Origin of the sequence: Paenibacillus uliginis N3/975 (genome assembly GCF_900177425.1) — a bacterium.
Taxonomy (GTDB): domain Bacteria; phylum Bacillota; class Bacilli; order Paenibacillales; family Paenibacillaceae; genus Paenibacillus_AQ; species Paenibacillus_AQ uliginis.
Map to the genome: position 1 here is coordinate 405,065 of NZ_LT840184.1, position 17,394 is coordinate 422,458.

At 45.5% G+C, this 17,394-nt stretch carries 13 protein-coding genes and 1 pseudogene; 13 read left to right on the forward strand and 1 reads right to left on the reverse strand.

The features are described from left to right. Nucleotides 1-4 precede the first annotated feature (4 nt). Nucleotides 5-949 (forward strand): NAD-dependent epimerase/dehydratase family protein, encoded by a 945-nt coding sequence (locus B9N86_RS01815; protein ID WP_208917512.1) that lies wholly within the window; start codon nucleotides 5-7, stop codon nucleotides 947-949. A 247-nt stretch (nucleotides 950-1,196) separates the two neighbouring features. On the opposite strand, the gene B9N86_RS01820 is transcribed toward B9N86_RS01815, so the two are convergent. Beyond that, nucleotides 1,197-3,059: a glycosyltransferase family 2 protein gene (locus B9N86_RS01820; protein WP_208917513.1), complete on the reverse strand. Its 1,863-nt coding sequence runs from the start codon at nucleotides 3,057-3,059 to the stop codon at nucleotides 1,197-1,199. Between the two features lie 306 nt (nucleotides 3,060-3,365). Between B9N86_RS01820 and B9N86_RS01825 the strand changes: the two genes are divergently transcribed. The 12 genes and pseudogenes from B9N86_RS01825 (at nucleotide 3,366) to B9N86_RS01875 (ending at nucleotide 17,386) form a co-directional block, all read left to right on the forward strand. Next, nucleotides 3,366-3,563 carry a cold-shock protein gene (locus B9N86_RS01825; protein ID WP_208917514.1) on the forward strand — a complete coding sequence of 66 codons (198 nt, stop codon included), beginning with the start codon at nucleotides 3,366-3,368 and terminating at the stop codon, nucleotides 3,561-3,563. 619 nt (nucleotides 3,564-4,182) lie between these two features. After that, complete coding sequence (locus B9N86_RS30090; RefSeq protein WP_244562924.1) at nucleotides 4,183-4,734, forward strand: reverse transcriptase family protein; 552 nt, start codon at nucleotides 4,183-4,185, stop codon at nucleotides 4,732-4,734. After that, nucleotides 4,632-5,474: pseudogene (locus tag B9N86_RS01830) on the forward strand (reverse transcriptase domain-containing protein); the annotation flags it as partial. The gene B9N86_RS30090 and the pseudogene B9N86_RS01830, both read left to right, overlap by 103 nt. Nucleotides 5,475-5,802: 328 nt before the next feature. Next, the gene (gene hpf / locus B9N86_RS01835) at nucleotides 5,803-6,366 is read left to right on the forward strand and encodes a ribosome hibernation-promoting factor, HPF/YfiA family (protein ID WP_208917515.1); all 564 of its coding nucleotides are present in this window, start codon (nucleotides 5,803-5,805) and stop codon (nucleotides 6,364-6,366) included. A gap of 323 nt (nucleotides 6,367-6,689) precedes the next feature. Then, a complete protein-coding gene (secA, locus tag B9N86_RS01840) occupies nucleotides 6,690-9,197 on the forward strand; it encodes a preprotein translocase subunit SecA (RefSeq protein ID WP_208917516.1) in 2,508 nt (835 codons plus the stop codon). 297 nt (nucleotides 9,198-9,494) lie between these two features. Further along, a protein-coding gene (prfB, locus tag B9N86_RS01845) for a peptide chain release factor 2 (protein WP_208920043.1) occupies nucleotides 9,495-10,608 on the forward strand; the annotation gives its coding sequence in 2 pieces (ribosomal slippage) (nucleotides 9,495-9,566 and nucleotides 9,568-10,608; 1,113 coding nt in all). A gap of 18 nt (nucleotides 10,609-10,626) precedes the next feature. Beyond that, complete coding sequence (locus tag B9N86_RS01850; protein WP_208917517.1) at nucleotides 10,627-11,517, forward strand: YitT family protein; 891 nt, start codon at nucleotides 10,627-10,629, stop codon at nucleotides 11,515-11,517. A 659-nt stretch (nucleotides 11,518-12,176) separates the two neighbouring features. Beyond that, nucleotides 12,177-12,746, forward strand: a complete 570-nt coding sequence (locus B9N86_RS01855; protein ID WP_208917518.1) for a GNAT family N-acetyltransferase — start codon at nucleotides 12,177-12,179, stop codon at nucleotides 12,744-12,746. Between the two features lie 156 nt (nucleotides 12,747-12,902). Beyond that, nucleotides 12,903-13,958 (forward strand): N-acetyl-gamma-glutamyl-phosphate reductase, encoded by a 1,056-nt coding sequence (gene argC, locus B9N86_RS01860; protein WP_208920044.1) that lies wholly within the window; start codon nucleotides 12,903-12,905, stop codon nucleotides 13,956-13,958. A 15-nt stretch (nucleotides 13,959-13,973) separates the two neighbouring features. Then, a complete protein-coding gene (argJ, locus tag B9N86_RS01865) occupies nucleotides 13,974-15,200 on the forward strand; it encodes a bifunctional glutamate N-acetyltransferase/amino-acid acetyltransferase ArgJ (RefSeq protein WP_208917519.1) in 1,227 nt (408 codons plus the stop codon). Between the two features lie 36 nt (nucleotides 15,201-15,236). Beyond that, nucleotides 15,237-16,073: an acetylglutamate kinase gene (gene argB, locus B9N86_RS01870; RefSeq protein WP_208917520.1), complete on the forward strand. Its 837-nt coding sequence runs from the start codon at nucleotides 15,237-15,239 to the stop codon at nucleotides 16,071-16,073. Between the two features lie 68 nt (nucleotides 16,074-16,141). After that, complete coding sequence (locus tag B9N86_RS01875; protein WP_208917521.1) at nucleotides 16,142-17,386, forward strand: acetylornithine transaminase; 1,245 nt, start codon at nucleotides 16,142-16,144, stop codon at nucleotides 17,384-17,386. Nucleotides 17,387-17,394: the final 8 nt, after the last annotated feature.

Consider the following 17,394-nt stretch of genomic DNA (forward strand, 5'->3'; position numbering starts at 1 on the left):
TGATATGTTGAAAAAGAATCATGTTAATATTGCTATCATAGGAGCAACAGGCCATATTGCGAAAAACCTGATTGTTGGATTAAGTAATGAACGAAAATATAACTTATTATTATTTGCTCGTAATCATAACAAACTTAATCAATTTATTAATTGTTGTGTTAGTAATAAAAAAAATATTTCAATTCATTATTTTGATAATTTCTTGCTAGGTGAATTTGATGTAATTATTAATTGTATCGGCATTGGTAATCCTACTGTCTTAACTCAGTCATATGCACATATATTTAGCATAACAGAGGAATTTGATAATTTAATATTAGAGTACCTGCATAAGAACACGAGTACTTTATATATTAACTTCAGTAGCGGTGCAGCATATGGAGCTGACTTTTATTCACCAGCAACAGTTGATAAACATGCTTTATTTAGCATTAATAATATAAGTACAAATGATTACTACTCGATCGCGAAGCTGAATTCTGAGAAAAAGCACAGAGCATATTCTAACTTTAGCATCATAGATTTAAGAATCTTTGGCTTCTTTAGTAGATATATAGATTTGAAAAATGCTTATTTTATGAATGACTTACTTCGAAGTGTGAGAGATGGAGTAAAATTCATAACCAGCAGTGATGATATGTTTAGGGACTACATACATCCCATTGATTTATTGAATATTATACAAAAGTGTATTGAGTTACAAACAGTTAACGATGTATTTGATGTGTATAGTCTGAATCCGGCTTCTAAGTTTGAAATTGTGGATCTTTTTAAAAAGACATACAACATTGAGGTACAAGTTCAGGATGTTCGTTTTGATTCTCCAACTGGAAATAAGTTAAATTATTACTCAGAAAACTATAACTTAGAGAGTATAGGTTATACACCTAGATATACTTCACTCGAAACAGTTAGTAGTGAAACCAAAGCTATCTTCAACTTGGTGTGATATCCCTATATCATCCATAATCTCTAGATTGGAGACCGTTGGTTGGAGAAACCTCTAGTAAGAGGTCAGTCATTGTTTCGATGAGTTAATTTATGCAACTAACTTGAAGCATTAGTGTTATTTAGGAAACAGTCTTATCGAATTTACAAAATCAATAGATCACTTGAGGTTCATTGATCTTCACTTTTATGTAAAGAAAGACCCGCAAGAGCGAAAAAGTCTCCTTGCGGGTCTTTCTTTGCATATTTTATTGTAACTTTGCGTTAATAAAGCTGAAGCCTTCTTCAATTAATTTCAAATCCTTCTGATAATGGAGGCGGTCACTACTTACATTTGTTTTATAGAATTGTTCATTAGAACAGAATTGATACGCCTTTTCATTCAATTCCCGTAGGTCCAAATTTGTTTTACTGTAAAATGCTTGAATTGAGATGGCAACTAGAATACAGGTTTTTGAACAAAGCTGCAAGTACATCTTTCTACGAAGGTCAATATCTTCTTTATATATTTCTAAATCTCTAAAAAACACTGCGAAATCTTCGTGTTGCTCCAATCTTCCTTCAATCGATGCATAGTAAGGTATGATTAATTTCTCTATTTCAACTTCATCGCAGTCCGTTTTTTCAGCCAGACCTTCGTGTATTAGTACTAGTTCTGTACTCTGTACATGACCATATTGGCATAACAGCATCTCCCACACCATATGAGGATACCAAAAGCATGCACTATTACTTATATTAACTTTGATATATTGAATACCATTAGCTTTTTGAAGAAGTTTATTACTATATATAATACCTGACATGTAATTAGAGGACAGCATAAATTGTAACATTGCTTCTTTACCCATAGATGCAATTTTATTGGATTGTTTACTTTGTGATGAAGTTGATGCTCTAAAAATGGATAGTGTCTCTTTAGATTTATTTAGACTATCCATAATTATACTGAGAACTTTGGAATCGATTTGATCCTCATCGCTCAATAGTAAAATGAATTCTCCCTTTGCTAGCTCGCACACTTTACAACAGTTCAGCGCGTATCCTTGGTTTTCTTCAAAGGCAAAGTATGTTAATCTTGCATCTTCAATTTCACTAATTTTTTCATAGTATGCTTTTGTTTCATTTTGAGTCCCATTGTTGGATAATATAATTTCAATTTCTTCATTGTAATGGAATTGCAGTAACTGGATGATGTTTTCATATGCTTTGTGTCCTCTGTTATAGCTTGGGATACAAATGCTCAGTAGTATGCGATTTCCGTTTCTATGTTCTTTACTTATACGAGTGTTGTGGATATCTGAAAGAACATTCTTGCTTACATCAGATTTGTCCTCTGTCAGGTCAATTATATTATAAGGAAGTATTGAGTTAGTAGTTAACAGGTACTCCTTCAATTTATATAGATTGTCGAAAATCATTATATTTGAAATATCGTCTAACAACGATCCTTGTAAGCAGGATAAAAACTTGTCTATCTGATTTATTATTATGTATGACTTTTTGTTAAGTTTCCTTGTAGCGTTAGTAATGGCTACAATATTATTCCAATCCCATTCTTCAAGTACTAAAAAGTCAGAAAAAGCATCTGAAATGGTTACGGAGGGTATCTGTTGATATTGATATAATGATATTTTTTCTTTTATCAGCTGCTGCTCTTTATCATACAAGTAGTATTCATTCTGAACGCCCGTTGGAAGCAACCAAAAAGATAACTCTTGAAATGGTAGGCTATTCTCGATATATAGATATGAATTTTTATTTAAGTATTCAATGTTAGCCTCATAGTTATCTTGGAATTCATTTAAATTAGGCTCGATAAAAGCTTCATAGAGCACTTTTTCTATTTCCTCTCTTGAATATCCATTTTCTTGTGCTTTAATGAGCATCATAAAAAATGAATCAAACTCAGATACTCTGAACAGGAAATATGCAAATGAGAGGTAGACCCTTGCCAGTAAATAATGGGAGTTGCTGTTCTCTCTTTCTAGTTCTTCAATAAGCTCGATATAACTATTGTACGCCTCATCCACCAACCCGGTATTAACCTGATCATCTATTTTTACTAAAGCTTGATTTATTCGTTGTTCTAATAGATTGTCATTTATCATGAGTATTCATCCTCTTTTTTAGAATATAATATATGTCGGCATTATCTTGCTAGTATTAAAGAGGTCTCGTAGATTTAAGGGTACTTCTCGCCGTTTTCCACGAAAATCAATGTTGTTACATTTTTCCCCCACACCTGTTTCGCCTCCCCCTCATCAGGTTAAGAACCAATGACACCGTTTTCATTTTCCGTAAAACTCATACCTTTAACTCCATTGACAATGGATATCTTTGGATGATATAGTCGGAAATGTGGACAAAAGGTGTCTACACACACTTTTATTTGATGATGAAGGGAATGTTAGTGCATGCAAGGTAAAGTTAAATGGTTCAACGCAGAGAAGGGTTATGGCTTCATTGAAACTGAAGACGGCGGCGACGTATTTGTACATTTTTCCGCAATCCAGTCGGAAGGCTTCAAGACTCTGGAAGAAGGACAATCCGTAGAGTTCGAAATCGTTGAAGGTGCCCGCGGACCGCAAGCAGCTAACGTAATCAATATATAATCATCCCGGCTCAGCCGACCTACATATGCGGTATAGATGGTTAACAATTGAAGATTCGGTAGCGACAGACTCCGGTGAATGCCGGAGTCTTTTTTTGTTGCGTGCCCAGAAGCACGCATTATCTAGTTGGTGAAAGTCCAACCGAAGGAGGGTCCAAGCCACCTTCGTAGCTAGGACACCTGCGTATGGAGAAATCCATGCGTAGAAGCGTGTCGACGAAAGTATCTGTCAGTGACAGGGCGAGCAATATGCCAGGCCGTAACATAAAGTGAATCCTGCCGCGTCGTCAAAAGGGCCTCGCAAGAGGGAAAAGAGGGAGCCGAGTCTTGAGCAAATGGGCGAAGGCCAAGGAAGCTGTAAAGAACTTGGAGCAACAGCGAAGAATCCTCCGGCGTAAGGGGATCGGCATGGGATAAAAGATAATGCAGTGAACTGGGGAGACCCTCCCCTGCACAGAAAAAAAAACTGTAAAAGGATGCTCTATAAGCCAAAAGTGAAATGAGTTATTCGCAGGAAGGGAGTCCGAGGGGTTCATAGTACTGAAAAACTGCAGGACAACATAACCTGCGGGAGGGAAGGAACCCTGCTTTGTTCATGTTTCTTAAGGAGGTACGAGTCAGTGAATGCCAACAGGCTAACAACACCAAAGGAAAACGTTCAACAACTCCAAGAGAAACTAGGTCATGCGGCCAAGGAAAACAAAAAGCGCAGATTTCACGCGCTGTACGATAAGGTATATCGGATGGATATATTGTGGGAAGCATGGCGAAGAGTGCGAGCCAATAAAGGTTCCGCAGGAGTAGATGGCCAGACCCTAAAAGAGATTGAAGAAAAAGGGGAATTCGTCTTTATCCATGAATGTCATCGGCTCCTTAAAGAAGGTGCTTACCACCCGCAACCTGTACGGAGACACTACATCCCAAAGAAGGATGGAAAGCAAAGACCGTTAGGCATACCAACCATCCGAGATCGCGTCATACAGATAGCGACTAAACTGGTCATGGAACCAATTTTGAAGCGGATTTTCAAGAAGTATCATTTGGTTTTCGCCCCAAACGGGGTGCAAAAGGAGCGCTTGACCGCATCCGTAAAGCCTGTAACCGTAAAGGAAATTGGGTGGTCGACGTCGACATCCAAGGCTACTTTGACAACATTAATCAAGAGAAACTAATGAAACTGGTAGAAATGCGAATCAGTGACAGACGAGTGTTGAAACTAGTACGAAAGTGGCTAACGGCAGGAGTCATGGAAGAAGGAACAGTAAGGCGCTCGGATCTTGGGACACCACAAGGTGGTGTCATATCACCGTTATTGGCAAACATCTATTTAAACTACTTCGATGTGCTATGGGAAAAGCATGGCAGTAAACTAGGTGAACTAACACGATATGCGGATGACTTTGTGGTTGTTTGCAAGACGAAGAAAGATGCGGAGCATACATACAAGCTCATACGCACCATAATGGAACGCCTAGAATTAACGCTGCACCCGACAAAAACTCGAATCGTGGGATTATGGACAGGAGAAAAAGGTTTTGACTTTCTTGGAATGCACCATCGCAAGGCGAGAGCAGAAACGGCTAGAAGTCAAGGGTATTACACGACCCAACAATGGTTAACGAAGAAGGCTGAAAAGCGAATTCGGGAAGTTATTAAAGAGCGGTTAGCGCCACCGAGTATGCGAAAGATATCTGTTCAAGAACATATTGAATGGCTCAATCCCAAAATACAAGGATGGCGTAACTATTATTATACTTCTTATAGCCAACGGAAGTTAGCAAAGCTAGATTGGTACATTATGCAACAGCTCAGCCGATGGTACGCTAAAAAAAGACAACGGAGAAGATGGATGAGTTCGCTTGCCGAAGTGAAATTCATGACCAAACAATATGGATTAAAGACGCTATTGTAATCTGCATGCCCATGAAAGACGAACATCGGAAAGCCGTATGAGGGAAAACCTCACGTACGGTTTGATGAGGAGGGGCTGAAAAAAAACTTCAGCCCTTTACTCTAGTGGTTTAAGCAGAAATAAAGAAATGTTTTGAGGGTTTCAAAATAAAAAAGAATACGCTTTTCAGCACCAAATCCCCTTCAAATAAGGGTCTCGCAACTGTCCCTGAACGGGTTCCTTTATGCTCTATACGAAAGTACTTTTAAGCTCGATAACATACACAATTTCGACTTTTTACATGGGCTTAACAAAGTGTTATAATGAAGGTGCAAAGGAGGAGTGCCCTATGCAATACAGTATTCGAGGTCAACAAATTGAAGTGACCGAAGCTTTAAAGGACTACGTTGACAAGAAGCTCAACAGACTTGAGAAGTATTTTGATGCACCCCTTACCTCTGAAGGATACGTAACACTAAGTGTCATTCGAGGATTGCACACGGTGGAAGTGACCATTCCGCTGCCAGGCGTTGTCCTGCGGGCGGAAGATCGAAGCGACGATATGTACGCTTCCATGGACGCTGTTGTGGACAAATTGGAACGACAGATCCGCAAACACAAGACGAAGTTAAACCGCAAGTTCCGCCAGGAAGGTAGTCTGAAGACGCTGTTTGTGGAGAATGGAGCCGCAACGGGTTCCGTAGCTGTCCAACATGAGGAACACGACGAAGATGAATTGGAAGTAGTCCGTACGAAGCGTTTCACCATGAAACCGATGGATGTGGAAGAGGCCATTTTGCAAATGAACATGGTCGGTCATAATTTCTTCGTATTCACCAACATTGATTCACAAGAAGTGAATGTCGTTTACAAACGTGATGACGGAAAGTACGGTTTAATCGAGAGGGATTAGGCTCACCGAACTCTTACCGGAAATGTAGCTGTACTCGTACAATCCGAATTTACGGCTTAACATGAAAAGTGGAAGACGAGCCTTCACCCGTGAATAGCGGGGGGAGGCTCTTTATACGTATATAAGAAGAGATCGCTTAATGTGTTGCGGCATCTCTTACAAACTGTTACAATTTATGCAAACAAACTAATCCGGCAGGTATGTTTTTGTCTGCCAGGAATGAAAATTTTTCATTTAGTTTCAATGAATCGATTTCATCATACAACCCTTTGGCACTTAATGAAGTTGATTCTATCATCTGTTTTGCACGAAAGGGGTTAACCATGCTAGGACTTGTCAAAAAGATCTTCGGCGACACCAACGAGCGCGATGTCAAACGTCTCATGAAGACAGTCGATGTAATTAACAAAAAGGAACCGGAATTCGAGGCGCTCTCGGATGAACAGCTTAAAGCGAAAACCGAGGAGTTCCGTGCGCGGATCGAAAAGGGTGAGACGCTGGATGAGTTGCTTCCAGAAGCGTTTGCGACAGTCCGTGAAACCTCCAAACGGACACTGGGCAAGCGTCATTATGACGTTCAACTAGTTGGAGGGATGGCCCTCCATGAAGGCAGAATTGCAGAGATGAAGACCGGGGAAGGGAAGACGCTTGTAGGAACCTTGCCGGTTTATTTAAATGCGCTTCTTGGCAAAGGTGTACACGTGGTTACCGTCAATGACTATTTGGCGTCACGTGATAGTGAAGAAATGGCGCAGATATATAATTTCTTGGGCATGACGGTTGGGGTTAACCTGAGCGGCATGGACCATGCGTATAAACAAGAAGCTTATGCTTGCGATATTACGTACGGAACTAACAACGAGTTCGGGTTCGATTACCTGCGTGATAATATGGTGCTTTATAAAGAGCAGATGGTACAGCGTCCGCTTCATTTTTGCATTATTGACGAAGTGGATTCCATTTTGGTCGACGAAGCCCGTACCCCGCTCATCATTTCGGGACAAGCCCAGAAATCGACGGAGTTGTACTATGCGGCTGACCGTTTTGTAAAGCGTCTCGATGCGGAAGAGGACTACACGGTGGATATTAAAGTTAAAGCCGTTTCTCTTACGGAAAAAGGTGTGGCTAAAGCGGAACGCGCCTTCGGGATCGACAACCTGTATGACCACAACCATGTCACGTTGAACCACCATGTGGTTCAAGCGCTGAAAGCAAATGTCATTATGCGCCTTGATGTGGATTATGTTGTAACGGAAGATGAAGTTGTAATCGTTGACGAATTTACGGGCCGTCTGATGGCAGGACGCCGCTACAGCGACGGATTGCACCAGGCGATCGAAGCCAAAGAAGGCATTGAGGTTCAGAACGAGAGTATGACGCTTGCTACAATTACGTTCCAGAACTACTTCCGTATGTACCGCAAGCTGGCTGGTATGACCGGTACAGCGAAGACGGAGGAAGAAGAGTTTAAGAAGATTTATGGCCTTGAAGTACTTCAAGTCCCTACGAACAAGCCGAACCAACGGGTTGATATGCCGGATGTCGTGTACAAGAGCGAAGAAGGCAAGTTTAGGGCGGCTGTGGTCGAGATCGTGGAGCGCCATAAGAAGAATCAGCCAATACTGGTTGGTACGGTATCCATCGAGAACTCCGAACGTTTGTCAGATATGCTGAAGCGTAAAGGCGTACAGCACAAAGTGTTAAATGCTAAGTACCATGCGGAAGAAGCGGAGATTATTTCCCACGCTGGTCAGCCGGGCTCTGTAACGATCGCCACCAACATGGCGGGACGTGGTACGGATATCCTGCTTGGGGAAGGCGTACAGGAAGTAGGCGGTCTGCACATCATCGGTACGGAACGCCACGAATCCCGTCGTATTGATAACCAGCTTCGCGGCCGTGCCGGTCGTCAGGGTGACCCGGGTTCGACCCAGTTCTACCTGTCTCTTGGCGATGAACTGATGAAGCGTTTTGGTACGGATAATGTATTGAATATGATGGAACGCCTCGGTTTTGAGGAAGACCAGCCGATTGAGAGCAAGATGATTACCCGTGCTGTAGAATCCGCTCAGAAGCGTGTTGAAGGTAATAACTTTGATGTTCGTAAAGTCGTCCTTCAGTATGATGACGTGATGAACCAGCAACGGGAAATTATTTATAAGCAGCGCCGCGAGATCTTGGAATCCGAAGATATCAAACAGATTGTCATTGATATGATTAAACCGGTCATTGACCGTGTCGTTGATGCACACTGTAGCGATGATATTCCGGAGAACTGGGAACTGCAGGAAGTTGCGGATTACATGAACAGCAAACTTCTTGATGAAGGTGTTGTAACACGTGACGAGCTGTGGGGTAAGGAATCTAATGAAATTTCCGAACACCTCTTCGAGCGCGTGATGCAGAAGTACAAAGAGCGTGAGCAATCCATCGGCGAAGAGCTGGTGCGTGAGTTCGAAAAAGTTATCGTGCTTCGTGCCGTAGACAGCAAGTGGATGGACCATATCGACGCGATGGATCAGCTTCGCCAAGGTATTCATCTTCGTGCTTACGGCGGTACAGATCCGCTTCGCGAGTATCAGTTCGAAGGATTCGAGATGTTTAATGCGATGATCGCTAGCATCCAAGAAGAAGTGTCGACATATATCATGAAGGCACATATCGAGACCAACCAGGAGCGCCAGGCGGTTGTGGAAGAGAGCAAGGTATCCACGAACGGTGAGCCAGCCGAGAAACGTCCTGTTCAGGTTGCTGATCAAATCGGGCGCAACGATCTTTGTCCATGCGGTAGCGGTAAGAAGTACAAGCATTGCCATGGACAGAACGCATAAGGTATCAATTAAATAGTTAGGCGTACTGCTGTGACTAGCGGTACAATCATAGACTCCCTTGAGAGTAAACAAGGGAATACCGGGATGGCTTTAATGCGCATCAGGTATTCCCCTGTGCATTCTTAAGGGAGTTGTTCTGAAGAAAAAAGAAAATACGGTGTATGAGAAATGGTCTCCATCTGCCTGAATTGAACTCACGTGGAACCCCATATCCATCCCTCCCGATTGGCCCAAGAACGTTTTTCCTGGTATGAAGGGTATAATGAACTTATAAGTGAAAAGAAAGGACGAGGTGTCATGATCGATCCAAGTGTGAGGCAGGACCTACGTGAAATTAGCAAGAAATTAACCAATCTTAGGGGGTCTCTTTGACTTAGATCTTAAGCAGGAAATGATTGCGAACTTCGAAGAGAAGATGGCCGCTCCCGATTTCTGGGACGATAACGAAAAGGCGCAGAGTCTCATTGCTGAGATGAATGCCGTGAAATCAAGTGTGGATCAGTATGAGAAGTTGCAGCAGGATTATGATGATGCGGTTGTTATGATTGAATTGGCTGATGAAGAGGGAGACGACACCCTAAGCGGCGAAATTGGAGAGTCCATTAAAGAAATCGTGCGGCGTGTCGAAGAGTTCGAACTGCAACAGCTGCTGAACCAACCTTATGATAAGTTAAATGCCATCTTGGAGCTCCATCCCGGTGCAGGCGGAACGGAGTCACAAGACTGGGGACAGATGCTGCTCCGTATGTATACCCGCTGGGCCGAAAAACGCGGCTTTAAGGTGGAAACACTTGATTATTTGCCGGGTGATGAAGCGGGAATCAAGAGTGTCACGCTCCTTATTAAAGGCTACAATGCCTATGGCTATCTGAAGGCTGAGAAAGGTGTACACCGTCTTGTTCGTATTTCGCCTTTTGATTCCTCGGGCCGCCGTCACACCTCCTTCGTATCCTGTGATGTCGTACCGGAAATTACGGACGATGTGGACATTGAAATCCGTACTGAAGATCTGAAAATAGACACCTACCGTGCCAGCGGCGCGGGTGGTCAACATATCAATACAACAGACTCTGCGGTACGGATTACGCACTTGCCGACTGGTGTTGTAGTAACCTGCCAGAATGAGCGTTCCCAGATTAAAAACCGTGAACAAGCCATGACGATGCTCCGTTCCAAGCTATATGAGCGCAAGATTGAGGAGCAGCAACAGCAGTTGGCTGAAATCCGTGGTGAGCAATCGGAAATTGCCTGGGGTAGTCAAATCCGTTCTTATGTATTCCATCCGTACAGCATGGTTAAGGATCACCGGACTCAGGTGGAGACCGGGAATGTAGGTGCTGTAATGGACGGCGATCTGGACGGCTTTATCGATGGATACCTGCGCAGTCAGATTAAGCAGGATGTGGAGTAAGAGGAGAATGTAACCATCATGGCCCAATCTGTACGCACTAAACGAAGAGAACCACTCATTCCGGTAAACGGCCCGGTCCGTCAATTGGCTGACACGCTGTTTATCATTGTAGGTTCGTTTATTATGGCACTATCGTTTAATTCATTTTTCCTCCCGAACCGCATCGCTTCTGGCGGTGTCTCGGGAATATCTGTTCTGCTAGAAGCTCTCTTCGGCATTCAGCCGGCGTATACGCAATGGATGTTCAATATTCCGCTTTTTGTACTTGGCTTTTGGCTGCTGGGACGGGAATACGGAATTCGATCGCTGCTTGGCAGTGTGGTTTTGCCACTGTTTGTTTTCATAACTAAGGACTGGGTCGAGCCTACTTCGAACCCTCTCCTCGCCTCCATTTTCGGAGGGATTGGTGTGGGCACCGGAATCGGTCTTGTCTACCGGGGGCGCGGTTCTACCGGTGGGCTTATGATCGTGGCGCAGATTGTGCAAAAATACAGCGGACTCAGCTTCTCCTTCTGTGTTGTGATGCTTGACGCGCTTGTCATTAGTTCGGCGGCGTTGGTGCTGTCGCTGGAACAGGCGCTGTACGCATTAATTGCTCTGTACGTCACAGGCAAAATTATTGATACAATCGAGCTTGGCTTTAGCTATACGAAGGTCGCTTACATTATCTCGGATCATACAGAGCCGATTACGAAGGCTATCCTGCATGATTTGGACCGTGGTCTCACCAAGCTGAACGCCGAGGGAGGATATACCGGGGAAAACCGGACAGTGCTCATGGTCGTTGTGGGCCAGAGTGAAATCCCAAGGCTAAAGACATTGGTGCAATTTGTCGATCCGGATGCTTTTGTTATTATCAGCAAAGCCCATGAGGTGCTCGGTGAAGGCTTCCAGAAGGTTAAAGCCTGATTGCAATGTCGACACATCCTTGTCTGCGTTAGATTGTTGGTTTATAGTCTATCGTATTGGGGATACCTGACTAAAAGGGCAGTGGGCGTACATTAGTCTAGTGAAGTTAACAATCAAGAACGATGTTCCTGAAGTGGGTTAAAAGGGATAATCGAGGTACACACCATAGATTTTAAAATCAAAAACAGGTCAGTCAAGGATTTATCCTTGTCTGGCCCGTTTTGTGTAGTTCATCGTATGATTTTAAGTCGATTGCGGGCGAGTAAAGTCCAGTCCAGGTAGATCAAAGATTTAAAAGTCTTCAACAGAGAAGGCGGAATTATTTTGGAGAAGCGTAGAGGTCGCCCGAAAGCTTTCCACAGGAAAGCTCGCATCGTAAGCATAAGCTGTCCCCGGATTTCAACGATGGTATAAATACATAAAAGAAATTTGGGGGCAAGAGCGATCGTAAGAATAATCCGCATTCGTAGTGATGCTCAAGCTAAGAATCATTAATTCAACTTTTGTAGATGAAGAAGATTGTAGGAATGATTCGTTCTCACAGCGTCTCCTAACACAAAGAGAGGGTATCCCTAAGGTCTTTGAACCTTTTGGGATATTCTCCTTTTATTTTTGCGAGCACACGATATAATGATAACTAATCTATTGGGGGTGTCGATATGGAAATCAAAGAAATATATGGTAACCTTCCGCAGCTTCAAACTGAACGGTTACTTCTAAGGAAAATAACAATGCAGGATGCCGAGGATATGTTTGCCTATGCATCAGACGAGGATGTGTCCAGATACGTTACTTGGGATACACATCGGACGATCGAGGATAGTAAAGGTTTCATTCATTTTATTGAACAACAGTATGACAATGGGGCATTAGCTCCTTGGGCCATAGAAGATAAGGAAAGCGGCCGGATGATCGGGACGGTCGATTTTGTTATCTGGAAACCCCAGCATCAACTAGCGGAGATCGGATACGTGCTGAACAAGGATTACTGGGGCAAGGGCTTAATGGCGGAGGCAGCGGGTGAGCTGCTGCGTTTTGGTTTTATGGAGATGGATCTGGTCCGTGTTCAGGCGCGATGTTTTGCTGAAAACATAGGTTCTGGAAGAGTGATGGAGAAGATCGGAATGACATATGAGGGTACTCAGCGTAAAGCCGCGAAGATTAAAGGGGTGCACTGGGACCTTAGAACATTCGCAATTTTAAAAGAGGAATATGAGTTACAGCTATAAGGACAAGTCTATTAATTCATTTATGGATTCCCATTTTTTAATTTAAATGAAAGATACCTGTTGTATTAATATGAATACGGTCGTATAATAATACATATTTATGAGACGGGATAGTGAAAATCTACCAGACGCGAGTGGGAGAGAGGGATGGGTATGATGACAGAACAGAAGATTTTGAGAGCTGCGATTGTCGGTTCAACCGGCTATGGAGGGGTGGAGCTGATCCGATTGCTTCAGCATCATCCTCAAGTGGAGATTACGTCGGTTATCTCCTCCTCCAGTTCAGGAGTTCCGATATCGGACGGATTTCCTCATTTGACGAATATCGTGGAACGGAACCTGGACGGTGTCGTACCGGCGGAGATTGCGGAACGGGCGGATGTTGTGTTTACGGCAACGCCGTCAGGCGTTAGTGCCAAGCTGGTGCCACAGCTGATGGAAGCTGGACTTAAGGTCATTGATCTTTCCGGTGATTTTCGAATCAAGGATGGCAGCGTGTACGAGGAATGGTATAAGCATAAGGCACCGGATGACGATGTGCTCGCACAAGCGGTATACGGTTTATGTGAAGTGTTCGGGGAAGAGGTTGTGGATGTGGATTTCATCTCGAACCCAGGCTGTTATCCTACTGCGACGCTACTTGGTCTGATCCCTGCGATTAGCGCAGGCTGGATTGATCCGGCAAGCATCATCATCGATGCCAAATCAGGTGTGTCCGGAGCGGGACGCGGTACCAGCTTGATGGCACACTATGCGGAGATTAATGAGAACTTCAAAGCTTATAAGGTGAATAAGCATCAGCACATTCCAGAGATCGAGCAGGTGTTGAGCGAAGTGGCCGGTGAAAAGGTGACGGTTACCTTTACGACCCACCTCGCCCCTATGACAAGAGGAATTATGAGTACGATGTACGCCTCCCTTCTGGGCGCATATACTGAGGAGGATTTTGTAGAGCTGTACCGCCAGTACTACAAGGATCGCCGTTTTGTACGTGTCCGTGATCAAGGCACTTGGCCGGCAACGAAGGAAGTCAGCGGCTCGAATTATTGCGATATCGGTTTTTCGGTGGATTCCCGGACGGGAAGAGTCACCTTTGTATCCGTAATTGATAATGTGGTGAAGGGCGCCGCAGGGCAGGCGATCCAGAACCTGAACTTGATGATGGGATGGGAGGAAAGTCTCGGACTTACGTTTACGCCAGTGTATCCGTAAAGATGGGGAAAGCATATGGGAGAGAGTTTATATACCATCGTAAGCGGTGGAACGATTGTTTCGCCGCAGGGCTTTAAGGCTGGAGGTCTGCACTGCGGACTGAAGAAGACGGATCGCCATGATCTCGGCGTAATTGTGTGTGATGTACCGGCTGTTGCGGCAGCAGTGTATACAATGAATGTGATCCAGGCGGCTCCGCTGAAGGTAACACGTGAAAGTCTGCAGAACGGCAAACTCCGTGCAATAGTCGTAAATAGCGGCAACGCCAATGCATGTACTGGTAAGCAAGGGGAAGAGGACGCATATACGATGCGTTCACAGACGGCGGCACAGTTTGATATCGCCGATGAGGATGTGGCTGTGGCTTCCACCGGTGTCATCGGGGAACTGCTGAAGATGGACCGTGTACGGTCGGGAATATCTGGACTCCCATCGCGAATCAGTGGTGAAGCCGCTGGTGCCGAGGCGTTCAGCCAGGCTATTTTGACAACAGACCTGGTTAAAAAAGAAGCCTGCGTCACCGTGAAGGTAGACGGCCGTGATATTACAATTGCAGGGGCAGCTAAAGGCTCGGGGATGATTCACCCGAATATGGCGACGATGCTCGGTTTTGTGACAACGGATGTCGTCATCGGACAGGAAGCCCTGCAGCAGCTGCTGCGCGGCACTACCGACCTGACGTTCAACATGATTACGGTGGATGGGGATACAAGCACGAACGATATGCTGATTGCCATGGCGAGTGGGCTTGGCGGTAACGATGTTTTGACGCCGGATCATCCGGATTGGAGCGCTTTTGCGGCCGGGTTTGAATATGTGTGCCGGATGCTTGCCATCGCGATTGCAAGGGACGGCGAGGGAGCGGCACATTTAATTGAGGTTCGGGTACAAGGAGCAGAATGTGACGATGATGCGCAGGCGATCGCCAAGACGATCGTAGGTTCCAGCCTCGTGAAATCCGCTGTATTTGGCGCCGACGCCAACTGGGGCCGGATTATCGCCGCTGTCGGCCGTGCAGGTAGACCGGTGAACCCGGAAACGGTGGACATTGCCATCGGCCCGATTCAGGTGTTGGAGCAGTCCAGCCCGATTCCTTTTGATGAGGATGCTGCACTCGCATACCTGCAAGGAGATACAGTTAATATCGATGTGAATCTCCATATTGGAAGCGGGAGTGCAACGGCATGGGGCTGTGATTTGACTTATGATTACGTTCGAATTAATGCGGCTTACCGGACATAAGAGCTGCATCTGAGAGTGACATAGGAGGGGAACGGTATGGAGACGATCGCTGACAATCGTACGGAGCAGCCGCAAAACGCGGCAATCGTAGAGAATTTTGTGATGAAGTGTGGAGGGAGTACGCTTGCTGCGCTGCCTGAAGCTTTTTTTGAAGATCTGAAGAAGCTGCAGCAGAAGGGTGTGACCCCTGTCATCGTGCATGGAGGCGGACCTGCCATTTCCGAGAATCTGGAGAAGCTCGGGATCGAGACGGAGTTCGTGAACGGTCTGCGTAAAACAACTGAAGAAGTGCTGGATGTGGTGGAGATGGTGCTTGCGGGTAGCATTAACAAACAGATTGTACGCCGTATTCAGAGTGCCGGAGGGCAGGCACTTGGGCTGTCCGGTTCGGATGGAGGATTGATTCAGGCCAAACTGGTAGTGGGTAGCGCGAAGGTCGGCTGGGTCGGCGATGTAACTGAAGTGAAATCATCTATTATTACAGGTGTGCTGGATATGGGATATATGCCCGTCATTGCTCCAATCGGCGTCGATGCTTCGGGACAGCGTTACAACATTAATGCCGACACGGCCGCAGGAGCAGTTGCTTCTCATCTCGGTGTGAACCGCATGATCGTGGTGACGGATGTACCGGGGATTATGAAAGGCTCTGGCAGCGAGAAAAAAGTTCTTCCTACTGTAACTGTACAGCAAATCGAGGATATGATCGGGACTGGTGAAATCTACGGCGGCATGATTCCAAAAGTGAGAGCAGCGATTAGCTGCATCCACGGCAAAGTCCGCGAAGTCGTGATCGTTGACGGCAGCGAACCAAGCGTGCTGAGCCGAGTGTTGTCCGGAGAGGTCATAGGGACGCGCATCGTACGCATGTAGTCTGGAACGAAATACCCCGGCCGGAACCATCCGGCCAGAATACGTTAAGGGACAGGAGTGTGGCAGGAATGAGCAATAGTGGTGAGGTACAGTTGAGTGGTGGAACAAGCTCGAACGGAGCAGCAGCGGAAAGCTCTTTGTTTCCAACCTATGCAAGATACCCGATCAGCTTGGTCAAAGGGGAAGGCAGCTGGCTCTGGGATGACAAAGGCAATAAATATCTGGACTTCATGTGCGGCATAGCGGTAACGAATCTTGGGCATGCACCGGTGAAGGTAAAGGAAAAGCTTAAGGCACAGCTCGACGAACTGTGGCATGTATCCAACCTATTCCACATTCCCGGTCAGGAGAAAGCAGCTGCATTATTGACTGCAAATACGTGCGCCGATGCCGTCTTCTTCTGCAACAGCGGAGCGGAAGCGAACGAGGCTGCAATCAAGATTGCCCGCCGTTATCATCAGAAGGTAAAGGGCACGGGCCGTTACGAGATTATCACGTTTACGCAATCCTTTCATGGACGTACGCTGGCAACACTGACGGCTACAGGTCAAGACAAGGTGAAGGATGGCTTTCTTCCGCTTCCTGCCGGATTCAAAAGCGTACCACTTCATGATCTCCCCGCACTTGAAGCGAATATCAACAAGGATACAGCTGCAATTATGATTGAAATGGTGCAGGCTGAAGGCGGCGTCTATCTCGTGGAGCCGGAATATATGAAGGCTGTGGATCAACTTTGCCGCAAGCACGGACTGTTGCTCATTATTGATGAGGTACAGACCGGCATGGGCCGTACAGGCAAGTTGTTCGCACATGAGCATTACGGCATTGAACCTGATATTTTTACAGTGGCAAAAGGACTCGGATCGGGATTCCCGGTTGGCGCGATGCTTGGTAAGGGTTATCTGCGTGAAGCCTTTACAGCGGGCAGCCACGGCTCGACCTTTGGCGGAACGCCGCTCTCGATGGCTGTTGTGACCGCAACGATCGAGAGTATACTGGAGGAGCAGGTGCCGCAGCGGGCTGCGGAAATGGGACAGTATCTAACCGAGCGTCTGAACGCGGAACTCGGAGCCCTTCCGTTTGTAAAAGGGATTCGCGGAATGGGGCTTTTGGTCGGAATTGAATGTGCGGAGCCTGTCGGGGATATCGTTCTTGCAGGTCAGCGCCGCGGTCTTCTGTTCGTAACAGCAGGTCCGAATGTGATCCGTCTGCTGCCGAATCTGCTCGTGACGAAATCAGAGATCGATCAGGCAGTGAGCATTCTGGCACAGCTTATTCATGAACATACGGCAGCCGCAGTGAACCCAATGTAAATGTAGTT

Bases quoted from the DNA above. Each gene is read 5' to 3' on its own strand.
- B9N86_RS01815 (WP_208917512.1), top strand. From the start codon at position 5: ATGTTGAAAAAGAATCATGTTAATATTGCTATCATAGGAGCAACAGGC.
- B9N86_RS01820 (WP_208917513.1), bottom strand. From the start codon at position 3,059: ATGATAAATGACAATCTATTAGAACAACGAATAAATCAAGCTTTAGTA.
- B9N86_RS01825 (WP_208917514.1), top strand. From the start codon at position 3,366: ATGCAAGGTAAAGTTAAATGGTTCAACGCAGAGAAGGGTTATGGCTTC.
- hpf (WP_208917515.1), top strand. From the start codon at position 5,803: ATGCAATACAGTATTCGAGGTCAACAAATTGAAGTGACCGAAGCTTTA.
- secA (WP_208917516.1), top strand. From the start codon at position 6,690: ATGCTAGGACTTGTCAAAAAGATCTTCGGCGACACCAACGAGCGCGAT.
- B9N86_RS01850 (WP_208917517.1), top strand. From the start codon at position 10,627: ATGGCCCAATCTGTACGCACTAAACGAAGAGAACCACTCATTCCGGTA.
- B9N86_RS01855 (WP_208917518.1), top strand. From the start codon at position 12,177: ATGGAAATCAAAGAAATATATGGTAACCTTCCGCAGCTTCAAACTGAA.
- argC (WP_208920044.1), top strand. From the start codon at position 12,903: ATGACAGAACAGAAGATTTTGAGAGCTGCGATTGTCGGTTCAACCGGC.
- argJ (WP_208917519.1), top strand. From the start codon at position 13,974: ATGGGAGAGAGTTTATATACCATCGTAAGCGGTGGAACGATTGTTTCG.
- argB (WP_208917520.1), top strand. From the start codon at position 15,237: ATGGAGACGATCGCTGACAATCGTACGGAGCAGCCGCAAAACGCGGCA.
- B9N86_RS01875 (WP_208917521.1), top strand. From the start codon at position 16,142: ATGAGCAATAGTGGTGAGGTACAGTTGAGTGGTGGAACAAGCTCGAAC.